The following is a 15094-nucleotide window of genomic DNA, read 5'->3' on the forward strand; positions in this document are numbered from 1 at the left end:
TGTAAAATAAACTTGACAAAAAATGCAAAGCAAACTATACTTATCATGTAACGAGAACAAGAACTAGGAGGGAGACAGGTGAGAACACGTATCCAAGAGTTTCGGAAATCACAGAAGTTGAGTCAGGCAGACTTAGCTGAAAAGTTGAGTGTCACTCGGCAGACGATTATTTCGTTAGAGAAGGGGCGTTATAATGCCTCTCTGGAGTTGGCGCATAAGATTGCTCGTTTTTTTGATAAAACGATTGAAGAGGTCTTTATTTTCGATGAAGACTAGTAAAAAGAAGAAGGCTTTCCCGTCTAGCTACCGAAAGACAGAAAGCAAAGGAGATATGATATGTTAAAAATGATGGTGAATACAGGTAAAAAGAAGTCTAAAGCAGCTTACAAAAAATTCCTGCTTCGAGTGGGTTTGGTCTCTCTGATTTTAGGTCCAGCTTTTTTGATACTGGGTTTGATTCTTAAGGAGGATAGTTTTACCAAAGGTTTGTTTGCGGGAATGGGAGGCGGCTGTTTGATCAATGCCTTTGTCTATCTGTCAAAGGTAACCAATGACAGAGCGCTGAATCAAGCCTATATCGAAGCTTATGATGAGCGCAATCAGTACCTGACGCAGCGGACAACTCTTTATGTTTTAGGTCTGATTCTCCTTGAAGTGATTGTGCTCATCTTTTTGAAGGCAGTCTGGTCTATCAGTTTTTCCTACCTCATTTTACTGGTGACCCTGCTGTACAGCATCCTTTTGGGCTGGGTTATTATTCGCTCTGTTTTAAATCAACTATTATAGGAGGTTGTTATGAAAAGGATAGTCGTTAACCATTTATCCAAATGTTTTGGAAAGAAAGAGGCCCTGAAGGATATTTCTTTTACTATTTCGGAAGGGGAAATTTTTGGTTTTCTAGGGCCATCTGGCTCAGGAAAAACCACAACCATCAATATCCTAACTGGTCAGCTCGCAGCTAGCAGTGGAGAGGTGACGGTATTTGGTAAAAAGCCTCAGGAATTAAAGACATCCGATTTCGAAAAAATTGGGATTGTCAGTGACAATAGTGGCTCTTATGAAAAAATCAGCCTTTATAAAAATATTTTGGCTTACAGTAAATTGTACAATCTTGATAAAAGCAGAGTTGATGAGTTACTAAAATTGCTTGGCCTTTATGATGATCGCAAGAAGCCTGTCGAAAAGCTCTCGACAGGAATGAAACAGCGGATGCTTTTGGCACGCGCGCTCCTCAATAAACCTCAAGTTCTCTTTTTAGATGAACCCACTAGTGGGCTGGACCCAGCTACCTCCAGAGTCATTCATGATTTACTATTGGCATTAAGAGATGCCGGGACAAGTATTTTTTTGACGACGCATGACATGCATGAAGCGACCTTGTTGTGTGATCAGCTGGCCCTTCTGGATAAAGGTCTCTTGGTAGAACAGGGCAGCCCGTCAGAACTTATCACGAAATATAATCACCGTAAAAAAGTGCGTCTGACTTATGAGGATGGTTCTCACGAAGAGCTGGACTTCTCTGAGTTAACCAAGCGAGGAGATGCTCAAGGAATTGAGATGATTCACTCTTGTGAGCCGACATTGGAAGATATCTTTATTGAATTGACAGGAGGTAAGCTAAATGTTTAAACGTTTTACAGCTCTTATTTGGTTGAGACGGGAAATTATTTGGGCCAATAAACAGATTGTCATCCAAATTTTAATGCCGATTTTAATGGTTGCCCTCTATCAATTCATGTATAAGGATCTGCCGATAGGCGACAAGAACGAGATGATTTTATTTTTAGTTCTGCCGATGGTTTATGGATTTGTCGGATTTATCGTGGCGCTAATCATCTCCGAGGAGAATGAAAAGCATAACCTGCGCAGCCTCCAGTTGAGCGGTGTTGGCACACCGGAGTATCTTTTGGCAAATCTGGTTTACCCCTTTTTTATTCAGCTACTCTATATTGTGGCCTTGCCTATCTATCTTCAACAGTCCTTTTCGAAACTTGGCGGGCAGTATATCATTGTCAATATCGTAACCTCTTTAGTCACACTACTCATTTACTTGCTTTTAGGGATTTTGTCAAATACCCAATCCAAGGCCAGTATTGCTAGTCTTCCAATTATGCTGGGGATCTCTTTTTTACCGCTTTTTGCCATTATTGAAAAATCTCTGGAAAAATGGATTGCCTTAACCTTTATGGGGGCTTTCATCAAATACAGTAAGCAATTAGCTGACTTTCCTCTTTTCAGTCAGGCCAGCCTAATTTTGCTTCTTTGGCTTGTCTTGCTTCTGCTTTTAATTGTCTGGGCTCTAAAGCGGATACGGCTGCAAAAATAAAACTTGTCAAATGGCAGTAAGTCCTGTATGATGAAAATAAAGGAGAAATCATGAAAAAAGTTTTCAAAAAAATACTGGATATTCTTATCATTATCGGATTTCTAATCATCAGCCAATATGCGCTCATACCTATGAGTTTATGGCTCAAAGAGCAGGGCTACCTGAGACTTGATCAAGTCTTGACGCTTCTGATTATACAGCTTCTTGTTCTGACGATTTTTGTGATTTTTGCCCAGCAGCAAAAATTGCTTCGCTTTGAATGGAAATCTTGGTTTACGATTCCCTCGCTGGCTTATAGCTTAATCGGCTATCTGCTTATTATGGGAATTAATCTTATCGGAAGTTTAATTCTATACTTAGAAGGTCGGGCAACAACAGCCAATCAATCTGCAATCAATGAGATGATTCATCCAACAACGCTGGTGTCTATGTTTGTCTTTGTGGTGATAATGGCCCCCTTGACCGAAGAAATTATCTTTCGAGGTCTTATTCCAAGGCTCTTTTCAAAAAAATTAGCGCTCTTAGGCTATGCCTTAGGAACCCTCTTGTTTGCTTTGGCGCATAGTCCCAGCAATATAGGTAGTTTTGTGATTTATTTTGGGATGGGTTCTATCCTAGGCATCATTGCGTACAAGTCTCAAAAGCTGGAGTATAGTGTTTTGGCTCATGCCTTGAATAACGGTATTGCCTTTAGCATCATGCTTTTCATGCTTCAGTAAACGTCATAAGGTATCAGAAAAAGAGGCAGGACTTTTGTCCTAGCCTCTTTTTGATAGCTGCTGCGATCGGTTAATGGTGGCATCAATAGCAGACACCGTGCTGGCCGTAAAACCAGTTTTTTCCAAATCTAAGAGTCCTGCAACGGTTGTTCCGCCGGGGCTTGAGACCTTGTCGATGAAATCATTGGGGCTTTGGTCGCTCTGTAAGAGATTTTCGGAAGTAGCCAGAAGGGTTTGGGTCACAATATCCAGAGCGGTTGTTTTTGGAAAGCCGTATTTGACACCGGCTTTAGCCAGAGCTTCAATGAAAAGCGCAATGTAAGCTGGACTTGAACCAGCCAGAGCAGTGAAAGCATCGAAATCCTTCTCATCAAGGACAAAGGTTGATCCGAAGGCGTTGGTAATCTGCTGGGCTGTCTCAAATAGGCTGTCTGAGACGAATGGATTACGGCAGATAGCAGTTGTGCTTTTCAAGATTTCGGCATTAAGGTTGGGCATAATGCGGATGATTGGCAGGCTGTCAGTTGTTAGCTGGGCTAAAGTTTCCAAAGAGATGCCAGCAGCCATGGATAAGATTGGTTTGTCAATCACCAGTCCTTCCAGTGCTTGCTTAAGAAATTGCGGCTTAACACCCAGCACAAGCAGATCAGCCTGATGGATCAGTTCCTGGTGGCTCTGAGCATAGCTGACGCCTAAGTCCTTGGCGCGCTCTTGGCTGCGTTTTAGGTTTGTCTCAGATAAAATAATGTCAAAGTCTGTTTTTTCTAATCCTTTGATGATAGCGCCGGCCATTTTTCCGGCACCGATAAAACCAATTTTCATAACAAGTCCTCTTTAATTGTTTTTAATAAGATCTAAGGTAGACCGGTCAAGTTTCTTCACTAGAGCCTGTAAAAAAGCTTGAGCTTCTAGGAAGTCATCCATGCTATACAAGGTTTGATGGGAGTGGACGTAGCGAGCACAGACACCAATAGTGGTTGACGGAACGCCCGAATTTTTAAGATGGGCGACACCGGCATCCGTCCCTCCCTTACCGGCATAAAATTGGTACTTGATGCCAGCTTCCTCTGCTGTTGTCAGCAGGAAGTCCCGCATATTAGGCAGCATCAGGTGTCCGGGATCGTAGAAACGAATCAGGGTTCCATCGCCAATCTTCCCTTGATCCCCATAGATATCGCCAGCAGGTGAGCAATCGACCGCAAAGAAAATATCGGGATCATACTTTGTTGTAGAAGCATGAGCTCCGCGAAGGCCCACTTCTTCTTGGACGTTGGCACCAGCAATAAGAGTGCTGTTAAGTTTGTCGTGCTTGAGGCTCTCTAAAAGTTCGGTGACCATCAAGACACCGTAGCGGTTATCCCAGGCCTTGCTGATGATATGTTTTTGATTGGCGGTCAAAATAGCAGAGCTGTCAGGGACAATCATGTCTCCGGGCGTCAGACCAAAATCTTGGGCCTCCGTTTGGCTTGTAAAACCAGCATCAAAGATCAAATCAGCAATCTCTGGCAATCCATTTCCTCCTTTTTTACTGAGGAGATGAGGAGGAACCGATCCTGAAATAAGGGGGATTTTTCTTCCTTGTCTGGTATAAAGACAGAAACGCTGGGAGCTGATAACCAGCGGATTCCAGCCACCAATATCAACGGCTCGCAATGTTCCGTCTGTTTTGATTTCTGTGAGCATAAAGCCGACTTCGTCCATATGTGCGGCGACTAGGATCTTTGGCGCCTGAGCTGCCGAACTTTCTTTAATCCCAAAAATGCCTCCCAAACCATCGGTTTCAACACGGTCAACGAGAGGCGTAATTTTTTGGCGCAGGTAGTCTCTTACCTGACCTTCATGGGCCGAAATACCATCTAATTCTGTTACTTCCTTGATTTTAGCAAATAAATCTGTCATAGAAAACCTCGATTCTAGGCTTTATTATACCAAAAAAAGCCAAACTTAGCCTAGTTCCTGCGATAAATGATTCTAGGAGAAATGCTAAAAATATGGTAGAATAAGCCTTATGAAAGCTAAAAAAATTCTATTGGCCTCAGGTCTGATATTAGCCGGAGGCATAGTGGCAACAGGCCTTGCGCTCCATCAGTCCCATATTGAGCGTCAAAAGGCAGCAATTCTTGAATCGGTTAGGTCTGTTTTTGAAACACTGGGAAGCCTTCAGGTGCTTTATATCAATGACTTTGAATCAAGTGATGTCTTTATGACAGGGGGAGTTGTTCTTGAAGACGGCAGAGTATTTCACTTTACCTATGACCGAGGACAGTTAGACTATCAACAAGAAAAGTAGGTATTCAGGCATGATTGTTCCGAAAAGCCTAGAAGATGTGGCTTCTCACCTCGAGCGGCCCGGCAAGCAAGTTCTCTTTTTTAAGGCGGATTGGTGCGGCGACTGTCAGTTCATTTATCCCAGTATGCCAGACATTGAAGCAGCCTTTCCAGAGCTGACCTTTATTCAGCTTGACCGAGATGATTATCTCATTTTGGCGGAAAAATGGGGTGTGTTTGGGATTCCGAGTTTTATCGTTCTTGAGAATGGTCGGGAGCTGGCACGTCTGGTTAATAAAAAACGAAAAACTAAAGAAGAAATTATCAGCTTTTTAGCTGGTTTAGAATGAGGAAAAATGATTTTCACATATAATCAAAAGAGTGTTGGCGATGTTTTAATGGTTATCCTTGCGGATCATCAGGGACAAAAATTAGCAGCTGAACGAAAAGGTCGGGTAACACGTATCTACCGTCTGGATAATCAACAGACGGTTGCTTGGAATATTTTTGATGCTTCGCAGATTGCGGATCTTAGCGGCAGCGGACAAATTGAACTTTCTGAAGACAGTCTGGCCCGCTTTAATACAGAGCTGGGAAAGGAAGGTTTCACAGAAATACTGGAAAAGGATGCAGAACCCAAATTTGTAGTGGGTGAAATTACGGCTATGGCACCGCATGCCGATAGTGACCATCTTAATATTTGTCAGGTGAGGGTTACTGATGAGCGTACGCTCCAAATTGTGGCCGGAGCTCCAAATGCCAAAGTAGGACTCAAGACCATCGTGGCTTTGCCAGGTGCGATGATGCCAAATGGCAGCCTTATCTTTGCAGGGCAGCTGCGAGGCGTTGATAGCTTTGGGATGATGTGCAGTCCGCGTGAGCTGGCGCTGCCCAATGCGCCCCAGAAGAGGGGGATTATTGAGCTGCCTAGCACAGCCCTTGTCGGTGCCCCTTTTGATGCGAACAAACACTGGTCTGCTTAGAACCGAGATAAAATCTCGGTTCTTTCATTTTTGTGACCTCCTTACGAATAATAAGGTAGGAGGTAATAAATGTACAACAAAGTTATCATGATTGGTCGCCTGACAGCGACGCCTGAAATGGTTAAAACAGCAACTGACAAATCGGTCACACGGGCAACTTTAGCCGTTAACCGCCGTTTTAAGGGACAGGATGGTGAGAAACAGGCTGATTTCGTCAATATTGTGTTCTGGGGGAAATTAGCTGAAAGCCTTGCATCTTATGGCAGTAAGGGGAGCCTGCTCTCCATTGACGGGGAGCTTCGGACTCGCCATTATGAAAAAGATGGCAGTAAACACTACGTCACCGAGGTCTTAGGCCATTCCTTCCAGCTTTTAGAAAGCCGTGCCCAGCGTGCTATGCGTGAAAACAATGCTGCCAATGATTTAACGGATCTGGTTTTAGAAGAAGAGGAGCTTCCTTTCTAGGTCGGCTTCCTGATCAAAGAGACGCCACTTGAGGGGTGACTCTTTTTTTGTTTGGCAAAGGCGTTGAATGCTAAGTGAATTTGCAGGAAATTTCTGAAAGTGCTACACTAGGGTTACTTAGGATAGGAGCAGACAGATGTTGAAAAAGTCAGGTTTTGTGTTAGTTTCAGGCTTTTTGGTCTTGATGGCGATTATTAGCGCCTTGTTTTATCACTATAAAACACAGGCTGCTTTTCCTGATCAGGTCAAAATTGGTGCCACCTATATGACCATGAACAATGATTTTTATAAATATCTCAATGCTGAGGTTGAAAAAACGGTGAATGAGCATCAGGACAGACTCTATACCAGAGATCCAGCTCTTAACATTGATAAACAGGTGGAGCAAATTGATTCTTTTATGAAAGAAAAGGTTGATGTGATTATTATCAATCCTGTTGATGGAAACAGCCAAAAAATTATCAGTCGCTTAAAGGCAGCCAAAAAGTTGGGGATTAAGATTATTTTGGTTGACAGTCAGCTGGCTGACAGCTCATTTGTGGACACGACCATCGTTTCAGACAATTACAAGGCGGGTGTGCTTTGTGCTCAAAACTTAATGGCCAGTAAAAAATCGGCCGATATTCTCTTGCTTGAACATTTGGATGCCATTTCGGCTACGGACCGAATCCAGGGCTTCTTGGATACTATTGAAAATCATGGCAATTACCGTGTGGTCGCGAGGGCGGATGCGCTGGGACAGACTGAGATTGCTATGCCTCAGGTCAAAAATATCATTGATAAGGGAATCTATTTTGATACCGTTATGGCTTTAAATGACAGGGCGGCACTTGGTTCTTTAGCAGCTATTAAGGGGGCTAAGCTCTCAGGACATCCTTTAATTTATGGGATTGATGGCTCTCCAGATATGAAAAATCTCATTGCTACCACGAATGATGTGAAGGCTACTGTGGCTCAGTCTCCCTATACGATGGGAAAAGAAGTCATTAAGGCGACCTATCAACTCAGCAAGGACCGTGATTATGATAAGGAAGTTATCATTCCGGTTGAATTGATTACAAAGGCGAATATTGCAGATTATGATTTGGCAGGGTGGCAGTAATGAATAGTATCAAATATGCGAAATACAGCCGTTTTTCCAGAATGGCTCTCATCTTCGTTAATATTGTGGCCGTCTTTTTTTACAGCTTTGTTTATCTCTTTGCCAGTAAATATATCTTGACCAAGAACTTTAGCCATCTGCTTTTGGAAAAGCTAGAAGCGGTGCCAAACAATCCGGATCATGTCTTTCTGTCAACGGCCTTCTTTTTCTTCCTTTTTCTCTTGGTTCTCTTTTATCGAGATCGGCGAATGGCCTTTAAGGAAGATATTTACAGCGATTGGCTGATTTTGGTTGAAATATTGCTTATTATTTTAACCTTTACAGCGCTGCAATTTTCTTATAACGGCCTTTTTCTGCTGGTTTTCGCTGACATTTTTTATAGTTATGCGAACTTTTACAGTGTGCGTGAGCAAAAATACTGGCTGCTTTTTATTGTCGTTAGTTTCGGCATGCTCCTTATTTCGAATTACGAACTTTTGTCCTTGCTGGTCAAAATGCCCTCTCTGGACACCTATATCAGCTTTTTTCCTAATACGACACGGATAACCTTATCGTTTATCAAGAATTTTTTGTCCTCTCTGAATATTATTGTTTTTATCATCTCCTTGGTTTCTTATGTCATGTATTCAGTGGCGGAAAATCATAAGATTGAAGAGGAGCTGAGAATGGCTGATCGGGCCAATACCCAGCTTAATGACTATATTAGTCTGGCTGAAAAGATTGCCGAGGATAAGGAACGCAAGCGGATTGCCAGAGAAATTCATGATACTTTGGGGCATGCGCTGACAGGTATTTCTGCTGGAATTGATGCCGTGTCAGTATTAGTTGATCTAAACCCTGGTCATGCTAAAAATCAGCTGAACAATGTTTCTCAGGTTGTCCGCGAAGGCATCCAAGATGTGCGCAGATCTCTTGAAAAGCTGCGTCCAGGGGCACTGGATAAGGGGAGTCTGAAAGAAGCCCTCCTAAAAATGATTACGGACTATGAAAACCTATCAAAATTACACGTTGAGTTGCATTATGACTGGGATGATGTGGATTTGGATATTACCAAAGAGGATATTATCTTTCGGGTCATCCAAGAATCCATTACAAATTCCCTGCGCCATGGACATGCTCAAAATGTAGAGATTGATATGTTCAAGGCTGATGATTATTTGCTCACAATTTACGACGACGGGATCGGCTGCCAGGAGATAACAATGGGCTATGGCTTAACACAGATGAGAGAGCGTCTGACCATTATCGGAGGGACAGTAGAATTCCACAGTCAGGATGGTTTCCAGACCATTATTACGATTCCAAAGCGCAAAGGAGAAGAAGATGACCAAAGTTCTTATAGCGGATGATCAGGAACTAATCAGAGAATCCTTAAAAATCGTCCTGTCCGCCTATCCTGATATAGACGTTGTTGGTGCTGTTGGCGATGGTTTTGAGGTCTTAGAAAAGCTTAAAACGGTCACAGCGGATGTCATTCTAATGGATATCCGCATGCCCAAAATGGATGGTGTCTTATGTACGAAAACGGTAAAAGAACAGTATCCCAATGTCAAGGTTATTATTTTGACGACTTTTGATGATGATGAGTTTATTTTTAGCGCCTTGAAATACGGTGCTTCTGGCTATATTCTTAAAGGGATTTCGATGGAGGACCTGCACCAGGCCATTGAAACGGTCAGTCAGGGAAATGCCATGATCAATCCTGATATTGCCACTAAAGTTGTTAAACTGTTTTCTCAGATTGCACAGTCTAATAGCGCTATTCAGGTACAAGAAACCAGTGTGGCTGACATTTCCAAGGCCGAGTGGAAGATTATCCAGCAAATTGGCTTTGGTCTGTCTAATAAGGAAATAGCCACGAAGCTTTATCTGTCTGAGGGAACGGTCCGTAATTACCTCTCCAATATTTTATCCAAGCTTAATTTGCGCGATCGGACTCAGTTGGCCATCTGGGCTGTTCAGACCGGTGTCACAACAAAACATTTTGGAGATGACCTATGATCAGAGCTTGGTTGAAACGTTATCGCCTAGTTTTAGTTCTTGTTCTCATAGGTCTAGTGCTTCTGACCTTTTTTGGGATCAGACAGTCTCAGAAAAAAACAACCCTGTGGCTTGGCACCTATGCTGGAAGTAGCTGGGATGTCCCTAGCGGTCAGGAGTACCAATTTTTAGATCGTGTCATTAGGCGTTTTGAAAAAGCTCATCCCAATGTGGAGGTCAGGTATGAAAGCGGAATTACGAAGGAAGATTATTCTGGCTGGCTCTCTTCCAAAATTGTGGCCGGACAGCAGCCGGATGTTTTTATTGTTCCGGAAAATGATTTTAACCTCCTGGCTTCAACTGGAGCACTGGCAAATCTGGATGGGAATGTCAAACGAGATATTCAGGTTTCGGATTTTTATCAGACGCCTTATTTATCGGGGGAATACGAAAAGACCCAGTACGCCCTTCCTTTTGAAAGCAACCCGGTGATGATGTGTATCAATATCGACCTTTTGAAAAAAGAAGGGATTGACCTGCCCAAGTCAAGCTGGACGCTGACGGATTTTTACGAGATTTGTCAAAAGGTGACCAAAGATACTAATCAGGATGGTGTTATCGACCAGTATGGCTGTTTTGGTTATGACTGGGAGGATGCTATCGCCGCTTATGGAATCAGTCTTTTTAACGCATCTGGAACAGAAAGTTATTTTAACACACCAGAAGTTCGAAAAGCCCTATCTTTAATCACAAAGCTAGAGGCTCTTAATGATAACTACCAGGTGACTTTGGAAGATTTTGATGAAGGCCGGGTGGCCTTTTATCCCATGACCTTGGCGCAATATCGGACGTACAAACCCTACCCTTATCATGTTTCGAAGTATTCTTCTTTTTCTTGGTCATGTGTGGCCATGCCCAGTCAAGAAGCAGGTATTTCGCATACGCAGACCAAGAGCAGCCTTTATGCCATCTCCTCAAAAAGTGCCCATGCGGATTTGGCTTGGGAGTTCTTGAAACTCTTGACCTATGATAAGGAAAGCCAACAGGAGCTTTTCAAGATGTCCCAAGGGGTCTCTGTCTTAACTTCAGTTATGAAAAGCAAGGAAAGCCGCGAAATTCTCCAGAACGATAATTTTGGGGCAACAGCCCTCAGCCTTTCCACCCTAGACGGCATGATGAAAGAATCCATCCTTGAACCTAAGTTCAAGTCCTATAATACCATCTCCGAAAAGGCAGACTATCTCATTTCACAGTCCTTGGAGCAAAATACCATTGACAATGACTTGGCAGATATTCAAAAGGAGATTGAAGATAACCTTAAATAAATAAAGACCTCAACAGCAGGCTGCTCGGTTCATAAAGACTTGAAACGAGTGGCCTATTTTACTGTCTTCTTTAACTGGTGAAGTTCTGTCTCTGCAGTAGATTTTCTGTGTTTTGGCAGGATTTCCTCGAAGACGAACTCCTTACTCATCTCCTCTTCTTGGCTGACTGTCAATTGACATTTGTCACTTTTTTGATGACAACTGTCACATTCAAAGCAATGACAAATGCCACTTTGAAAGCCCTTTCCAAGGTTGTAAAATAAAGAAAACAAAGGAGAAAGTTGGGTGAAATTATGAAGTACCTTGTACTTGTCAGCCATGGAGGTTTCGCTGAGGGCCTGAAGACATCGTTGGCTATGTTTGCCGAAGATAAGATTGATCAGGTCATTGCGGTTGGTCTTGAAAATGGCAAGTCAGTGGATGATTTTGCAGTCGTCTTTAGAGAAGCTATTTCAGGCTTGACGGCAGATGATTCGGTTCTTGTGCTGGCAGATATTGTCGGGGGAAGTCCCTTGACAACGGCCTGTAATGTCTTAGCGGAGGTCGGTAAGTTAGACGATGCCACTATTTTAGGAGGCATGAACCTGCCAATGGCAGTCAATTCACTGGTTATGAAGGATGTTCTGGAAGGCAGTGACTTGGTCAGCACTGTTTTGGGAGAAGCCAGCAGTGCATTGCAGGAATTTGTGATCGCATCAGATGATGACGAAGACGACGATGAGATTTAAAAGGAGACGATGATAAATGACAGTATCTTTTGTAAGAATTGATGACCGTATGATACACGGTCAAACCGTGACACGCTGGGCTAAAGAATATCCGTGCGACGGCCTGATTGCCGTCAATGATGCCGCCGCTAATAACAAGGTTCTAATTCAGGCCTATAAAGGGGCATCAGATAAAAAGACATTTGTTTGGACTAAAGAGGCATTTGCCGCTAAATCAGGTAAGGTATCTGAATCAGACAGCCGCTACTTCTTGATTACTAAGAATCCAGTCGATATGAAAGAGATTCTAGTGGATCAAGGGTTTGTTCCCGGAGAAGTCAAAGAAATTATTGTTGGACCTGCCAATGATCGGCCTGGGGCAGTGAAATTAGGCAACAACCAGTCCATTACACAAGAAGAAGCAGATGCCATTGAAGCGATTGAAAAAGCAGGATACAGGGTCAAATTCCAACTGCTGCCGGATGTTTCCATTGGCTACTGGTCAGACTTTAAGAGTAAATTTGGGTATTAATCATAAAAAAGAGAAGGAGATTTTCTCATGACAATTTCTTGGATACAGGCCGCTATTTTAGGCCTATTTGCTAGTTTGTCTTCTATGCCTGGTATGGGTGGTTCCAGTATTGGTAACTACACCTTGGGTCGTCCCTTAGTCGGGGGTCTCGTCTGCGGGATTGTTTTAGGAGATTTAAAAACAGGGATCATGGCTGGTGTTGCCATGCAGCTGGTTTATATCGCTTTGGTAACTCCGGGGGGAACCGTTTCTGCCGATGTGCGTGCGGTATCTTATATCGGAATTCCGCTTGCCATGGTAGCGATTCACTCACAGGGACTGTCTGCCACTTCTGCTGATGCGGCTAACCTAGCTAAATCAATGGGAACTCTGGTAGGAACAGTCGGTACCGTTCTTTTCTACGGAACAGCCACTATGAACTTGGTTTGGCAGCACATCGGCTGGAAGGCTGTTGAAAAAGGGGACTTTAAAAAACTCTATGCCGTTGACTGGGGAATGCCTTGGATTTCACATTTCATCTTCTCATTCCTGCCAACTTTAATCATGTGTAAGTTAGGTGCTGATGCCGTAACAGCTCTTAAAACAGCTCTTCCAATGGACGGCATTCCAATGAAAACCCTCTTTACCGTAGGTTCTTTGCTTCCATGTGTGGGGATTGCCATCCTCTTAAAACAAATTGTTGAAAAACCCGTTGACTTTGTTCCGTTCTTTGTTGGCTTTACGCTTGCCGCATCACTTGGTCTGAACTTAGTATCAAGTGCTGTTATCTCACTTATCTTCGCTGTTATCTTCTATGAAATTGCCAGCGTGCGCAACATGAAAGTAGCAGCAGCGACAGCAGGCAGTGCTGACTTTGATGACGATGAGGAGGATATTTAAAATGGCTCAAAAGAAAATTACAAAGAAAACATTAACAAAGTCATTCCACCATTGGTACTATGGTCACTTAACCTGTTTCTCTCAAGAACATATGCAGACCTTCGGTTACTTGACCTCCATGCTGCCAATCGTTGAAGAACTTTACGATAAAAAGGAAGATCAGAGTAAGGCTATCAAGACCTATACCGCTTTCTTTAACACTGAACCGCAGCTCGGTTCCTTGGTCGTTGGGATTACCGCAGGTCTTGAAGAAGCTCGCGCCAATGGTGCAGATGGGGTTGACGATGAAACCATCAATGGTCTCCGTGCAGGTCTAATGGGTCCTGTTGCCGGTATCGGGGATTCGCTTATTGTTGGTACCTTGATTCCGATTATCCTAGGGATCTCCCTCGGACTTTCTAATGGCGGCTCACCAGTCGGTGCGATTTTCTACATCATTGTGTGGAACCTGCTGGCTTACTTCGGTATGAAATTTGCCTATTTCAAGGGTTATGAACTGGGAGACCGTGCGGTTGAATTCTTAGTTGGCCCTCAAGGGCAAGCCATCCGCAAATCCGTTTCGATTGTCGGCGGTATGGTTATTGGGGCAGTTGCTGCGACTTGGGTACCGGTTAAAACAGCCTTCCAGTTAAAAAATGCTTCAGGAAAAGCTTTCTTGGTGCTCCAAGACCAATTGGACGGTGTTTATCCAGGTCTTTTGACCGCAGCCTTTATCGTCTTTTGCTGGTGGTTGATGGCGAAGAAGAATATGTCACCAATCAAGGTAATGCTCCTCTTGGTAGTGATTGCTTTCATCGGTGTTCTGACAGGATTCTTCAATCCAGGTTTGAAATACTAAAGCGGAGAAAAGGAAATGAATAAAACAGAATTTGTTCAGGGCTATGAACAGGAAATTGCTTATCAAAAACATATGATTGAGAATTTAGGGCGCTGGTTTACGCTGATGTTTGTCATCGCCAGTCTAGGGCTGATTCTGATTTATTCCTTTAAAGATAGCAGCCTCATCTTGCTCATCATTGGCATTCTGCTTTCCTTGCTGGGGATTTTAGCCATGCTAGTTTTTGGCTACGGCATTTATAAGGGCAGACTGAATGTCCAAAGGCTGATTAACCGCTTTGAGCAGAAGTTAAAAACAAGCACCAAATAAAACAACTCTCCCTGCAGGTCTAATCTCCACCGGCAGGGATTTTTAGAGGCTTGCTGTATCTCTCAACAACTCTCTTGGATGTTCTCTGATGCAGAAAGACAAGTCTTGTTCTTAAGATTTAAATAAAGACAGCCCGCAACGATTTTTTGGAAAAACAATACGAAGATAGTAAATTAGAGAGAACGATGATGTTCTCTCTTTTTAATCTCCAAATGCAGCTGCCAAAGCCCTTTCTTTTATGCTATAATAAATAAATTGAAACAAGAGAGGGTTTTAGGAATGGTAAAAATGGTTTTAGGGAGTTCTGACAGTCAGGCGACCTCGGTAGCGGCGCTGGCTGACAGTTATACGGCTGCTTTTGAAAGTCTCATCAGTGCCTTTGACAACCTAGCCAATGAAGACAAGCTCTCAGGCAGTGCCTATACCAATATCAAAAGCTATGGNANCAGCGTTGTNNCTCCCTTGGTAAAAGCCTTTATCCTTCTGGCAGACGCCGCGAAGGCCGATGTTCAGAAACTGCCGGACGAATACCGTGCCCAGGTCGGCGGTGAAGACCTAGATGAGGAGACGCTGACCGCTCAGATTTCGGCCTATGCGACAACCATAGAAGCCAACCAAACGTCAGCAACCAGTCTGGGAAAGACAGAGCCCATGACGGACG

The 15094-nt window shown here is 43.4% G+C and carries 20 protein-coding genes; 18 read left to right on the plus strand and 2 right to left on the minus strand.

What is annotated here, in order from left to right; all coding sequences use genetic code 11:
* The first annotated feature begins 78 nt into the window (after window positions 1-78).
* The 5 genes from A3GY_RS0109170 to A3GY_RS0109190 are packed head-to-tail and all read left to right on the plus strand — an operon-like array spanning window position 79 to window position 3045.
* Window positions 79-276: a helix-turn-helix transcriptional regulator gene (locus A3GY_RS0109170; RefSeq protein ID WP_018031101.1), complete on the plus strand. Its 198-nt coding sequence runs from the start codon at window positions 79-81 to the stop codon at window positions 274-276.
* Window positions 277-336: 60 nt separating this feature from the next.
* Window positions 337-786 carry a hypothetical protein gene (locus A3GY_RS09960; RefSeq protein WP_018031102.1) on the plus strand — a complete coding sequence of 150 codons (450 nt, stop codon included), beginning with the start codon at window positions 337-339 and terminating at the stop codon, window positions 784-786.
* Between the two features lie 9 nt (window positions 787-795).
* Entirely contained in the window at window positions 796-1629 is an 834-nt protein-coding gene (locus tag A3GY_RS0109180) for an ABC transporter ATP-binding protein (protein WP_018031103.1), read from the plus strand.
* Window positions 1622-2326 carry a hypothetical protein gene (locus A3GY_RS0109185; protein ID WP_018031104.1) on the plus strand — a complete coding sequence of 235 codons (705 nt, stop codon included), beginning with the start codon at window positions 1622-1624 and terminating at the stop codon, window positions 2324-2326. Before A3GY_RS0109180 ends, A3GY_RS0109185 begins: the two co-directional genes overlap by 8 nt.
* A gap of 50 nt (window positions 2327-2376) precedes the next feature.
* Window positions 2377-3045, plus strand: coding sequence for a CPBP family intramembrane glutamic endopeptidase (locus A3GY_RS0109190; protein ID WP_018031105.1), 669 nt, complete (start codon window positions 2377-2379; stop codon window positions 3043-3045).
* Window positions 3046-3084: 39 nt separating this feature from the next.
* Here A3GY_RS0109190 and proC read toward each other — a convergent pair whose 3' ends face one another.
* Complete coding sequence (gene proC / locus A3GY_RS0109195) at window positions 3085-3867, minus strand: pyrroline-5-carboxylate reductase (RefSeq protein WP_018031106.1); 783 nt, start codon at window positions 3865-3867, stop codon at window positions 3085-3087.
* 12 nt (window positions 3868-3879) lie between these two features.
* Window positions 3880-4944: a glutamyl aminopeptidase gene (pepA, locus tag A3GY_RS0109200; protein ID WP_018031107.1), complete on the minus strand. Its 1065-nt coding sequence runs from the start codon at window positions 4942-4944 to the stop codon at window positions 3880-3882.
* A 109-nt stretch (window positions 4945-5053) separates the two neighbouring features.
* On the opposite strand from pepA, the gene A3GY_RS0109205 reads away from it, so the two are divergent.
* From A3GY_RS0109205 to A3GY_RS0109270, 13 genes are all read left to right on the plus strand, one after another.
* Entirely contained in the window at window positions 5054-5335 is a 282-nt protein-coding gene (locus tag A3GY_RS0109205) for a DUF4651 domain-containing protein (protein WP_018031108.1), read from the plus strand.
* A gap of 10 nt (window positions 5336-5345) precedes the next feature.
* Window positions 5346-5663, plus strand: a complete 318-nt coding sequence (locus A3GY_RS0109210; RefSeq protein ID WP_018031109.1) for a thioredoxin family protein — start codon at window positions 5346-5348, stop codon at window positions 5661-5663.
* 6 nt (window positions 5664-5669) lie between these two features.
* On the plus strand, window positions 5670-6296 hold the full coding sequence (gene ytpR, locus A3GY_RS0109215; protein ID WP_018031110.1) for a YtpR family tRNA-binding protein: 627 nt from the start codon (window positions 5670-5672) through the stop codon (window positions 6294-6296).
* A 69-nt stretch (window positions 6297-6365) separates the two neighbouring features.
* On the plus strand, window positions 6366-6761 hold the full coding sequence (locus A3GY_RS0109220) for a single-stranded DNA-binding protein (RefSeq protein ID WP_018031111.1): 396 nt from the start codon (window positions 6366-6368) through the stop codon (window positions 6759-6761).
* Between the two features lie 139 nt (window positions 6762-6900).
* Window positions 6901-7863, plus strand: a complete 963-nt coding sequence (locus tag A3GY_RS0109225) for a sugar ABC transporter substrate-binding protein (RefSeq protein WP_408641234.1) — start codon at window positions 6901-6903, stop codon at window positions 7861-7863.
* On the plus strand, window positions 7863-9212 hold the full coding sequence (locus A3GY_RS0109230) for a sensor histidine kinase (RefSeq protein ID WP_018031113.1): 1350 nt from the start codon (window positions 7863-7865) through the stop codon (window positions 9210-9212). Before A3GY_RS0109225 ends, A3GY_RS0109230 begins: the two co-directional genes overlap by 1 nt.
* Window positions 9187-9864, plus strand: a complete 678-nt coding sequence (locus tag A3GY_RS0109235) for a response regulator transcription factor (RefSeq protein ID WP_018031114.1) — start codon at window positions 9187-9189, stop codon at window positions 9862-9864. The genes A3GY_RS0109230 and A3GY_RS0109235 overlap by 26 nt, the downstream gene beginning before the upstream one ends.
* Window positions 9861-11168 (plus strand): ABC transporter substrate-binding protein, encoded by a 1308-nt coding sequence (locus A3GY_RS0109240; RefSeq protein ID WP_018031115.1) that lies wholly within the window; start codon window positions 9861-9863, stop codon window positions 11166-11168. The genes A3GY_RS0109235 and A3GY_RS0109240 overlap by 4 nt, the downstream gene beginning before the upstream one ends.
* Before the next feature lie 293 nt (window positions 11169-11461).
* The gene (locus A3GY_RS0109250) at window positions 11462-11896 is read left to right on the plus strand and encodes a PTS sugar transporter subunit IIA (protein WP_026162012.1); all 435 of its coding nucleotides are present in this window, start codon (window positions 11462-11464) and stop codon (window positions 11894-11896) included.
* Between the two features lie 16 nt (window positions 11897-11912).
* Window positions 11913-12407, plus strand: a complete 495-nt coding sequence (locus A3GY_RS0109255; protein WP_018031118.1) for a PTS sugar transporter subunit IIB — start codon at window positions 11913-11915, stop codon at window positions 12405-12407.
* 27 nt (window positions 12408-12434) lie between these two features.
* Complete coding sequence (locus A3GY_RS0109260) at window positions 12435-13286, plus strand: PTS mannose/fructose/sorbose/N-acetylgalactosamine transporter subunit IIC (protein WP_018031119.1); 852 nt, start codon at window positions 12435-12437, stop codon at window positions 13284-13286.
* A 1-nt stretch (window position 13287) separates the two neighbouring features.
* Entirely contained in the window at window positions 13288-14124 is an 837-nt protein-coding gene (locus A3GY_RS0109265; protein ID WP_018031120.1) for a PTS system mannose/fructose/sorbose family transporter subunit IID, read from the plus strand.
* Window positions 14125-14139: 15 nt separating this feature from the next.
* Window positions 14140-14433: a hypothetical protein gene (locus A3GY_RS0109270; RefSeq protein ID WP_018031121.1), complete on the plus strand. Its 294-nt coding sequence runs from the start codon at window positions 14140-14142 to the stop codon at window positions 14431-14433.
* The last annotated feature ends 661 nt before the right edge of the window (window positions 14434-15094 follow it).

It is taken from the genome of Streptococcus ferus DSM 20646, from assembly GCF_000372425.1.
Lineage (GTDB): Bacteria > Bacillota > Bacilli > Lactobacillales > Streptococcaceae > Streptococcus > Streptococcus ferus.

Excerpts from the sequence above, each read along its gene's own strand:
- A3GY_RS09960 (WP_018031102.1), top strand. The coding sequence starts at position 337 with ATGTTAAAAATGATGGTGAATACAGGTAAAAAGAAGTCTAAAGCAGCT.
- A3GY_RS0109180 (WP_018031103.1), top strand. The coding sequence starts at position 796 with ATGAAAAGGATAGTCGTTAACCATTTATCCAAATGTTTTGGAAAGAAA.
- A3GY_RS0109185 (WP_018031104.1), top strand. The coding sequence starts at position 1,622 with ATGTTTAAACGTTTTACAGCTCTTATTTGGTTGAGACGGGAAATTATT.
- A3GY_RS0109190 (WP_018031105.1), top strand. The coding sequence starts at position 2,377 with ATGAAAAAAGTTTTCAAAAAAATACTGGATATTCTTATCATTATCGGA.
- proC (WP_018031106.1), bottom strand. The coding sequence starts at position 3,867 with ATGAAAATTGGTTTTATCGGTGCCGGAAAAATGGCCGGCGCTATCATC.
- pepA (WP_018031107.1), bottom strand. The coding sequence starts at position 4,944 with ATGACAGATTTATTTGCTAAAATCAAGGAAGTAACAGAATTAGATGGT.
- A3GY_RS0109205 (WP_018031108.1), top strand. The coding sequence starts at position 5,054 with ATGAAAGCTAAAAAAATTCTATTGGCCTCAGGTCTGATATTAGCCGGA.
- A3GY_RS0109210 (WP_018031109.1), top strand. The coding sequence starts at position 5,346 with ATGATTGTTCCGAAAAGCCTAGAAGATGTGGCTTCTCACCTCGAGCGG.
- ytpR (WP_018031110.1), top strand. The coding sequence starts at position 5,670 with ATGATTTTCACATATAATCAAAAGAGTGTTGGCGATGTTTTAATGGTT.
- A3GY_RS0109220 (WP_018031111.1), top strand. The coding sequence starts at position 6,366 with ATGTACAACAAAGTTATCATGATTGGTCGCCTGACAGCGACGCCTGAA.
- A3GY_RS0109230 (WP_018031113.1), top strand. The coding sequence starts at position 7,863 with ATGAATAGTATCAAATATGCGAAATACAGCCGTTTTTCCAGAATGGCT.
- A3GY_RS0109235 (WP_018031114.1), top strand. The coding sequence starts at position 9,187 with ATGACCAAAGTTCTTATAGCGGATGATCAGGAACTAATCAGAGAATCC.
- A3GY_RS0109240 (WP_018031115.1), top strand. The coding sequence starts at position 9,861 with ATGATCAGAGCTTGGTTGAAACGTTATCGCCTAGTTTTAGTTCTTGTT.
- A3GY_RS0109250 (WP_026162012.1), top strand. The coding sequence starts at position 11,462 with ATGAAGTACCTTGTACTTGTCAGCCATGGAGGTTTCGCTGAGGGCCTG.
- A3GY_RS0109255 (WP_018031118.1), top strand. The coding sequence starts at position 11,913 with ATGACAGTATCTTTTGTAAGAATTGATGACCGTATGATACACGGTCAA.
- A3GY_RS0109260 (WP_018031119.1), top strand. The coding sequence starts at position 12,435 with ATGACAATTTCTTGGATACAGGCCGCTATTTTAGGCCTATTTGCTAGT.
- A3GY_RS0109265 (WP_018031120.1), top strand. The coding sequence starts at position 13,288 with ATGGCTCAAAAGAAAATTACAAAGAAAACATTAACAAAGTCATTCCAC.
- A3GY_RS0109270 (WP_018031121.1), top strand. The coding sequence starts at position 14,140 with ATGAATAAAACAGAATTTGTTCAGGGCTATGAACAGGAAATTGCTTAT.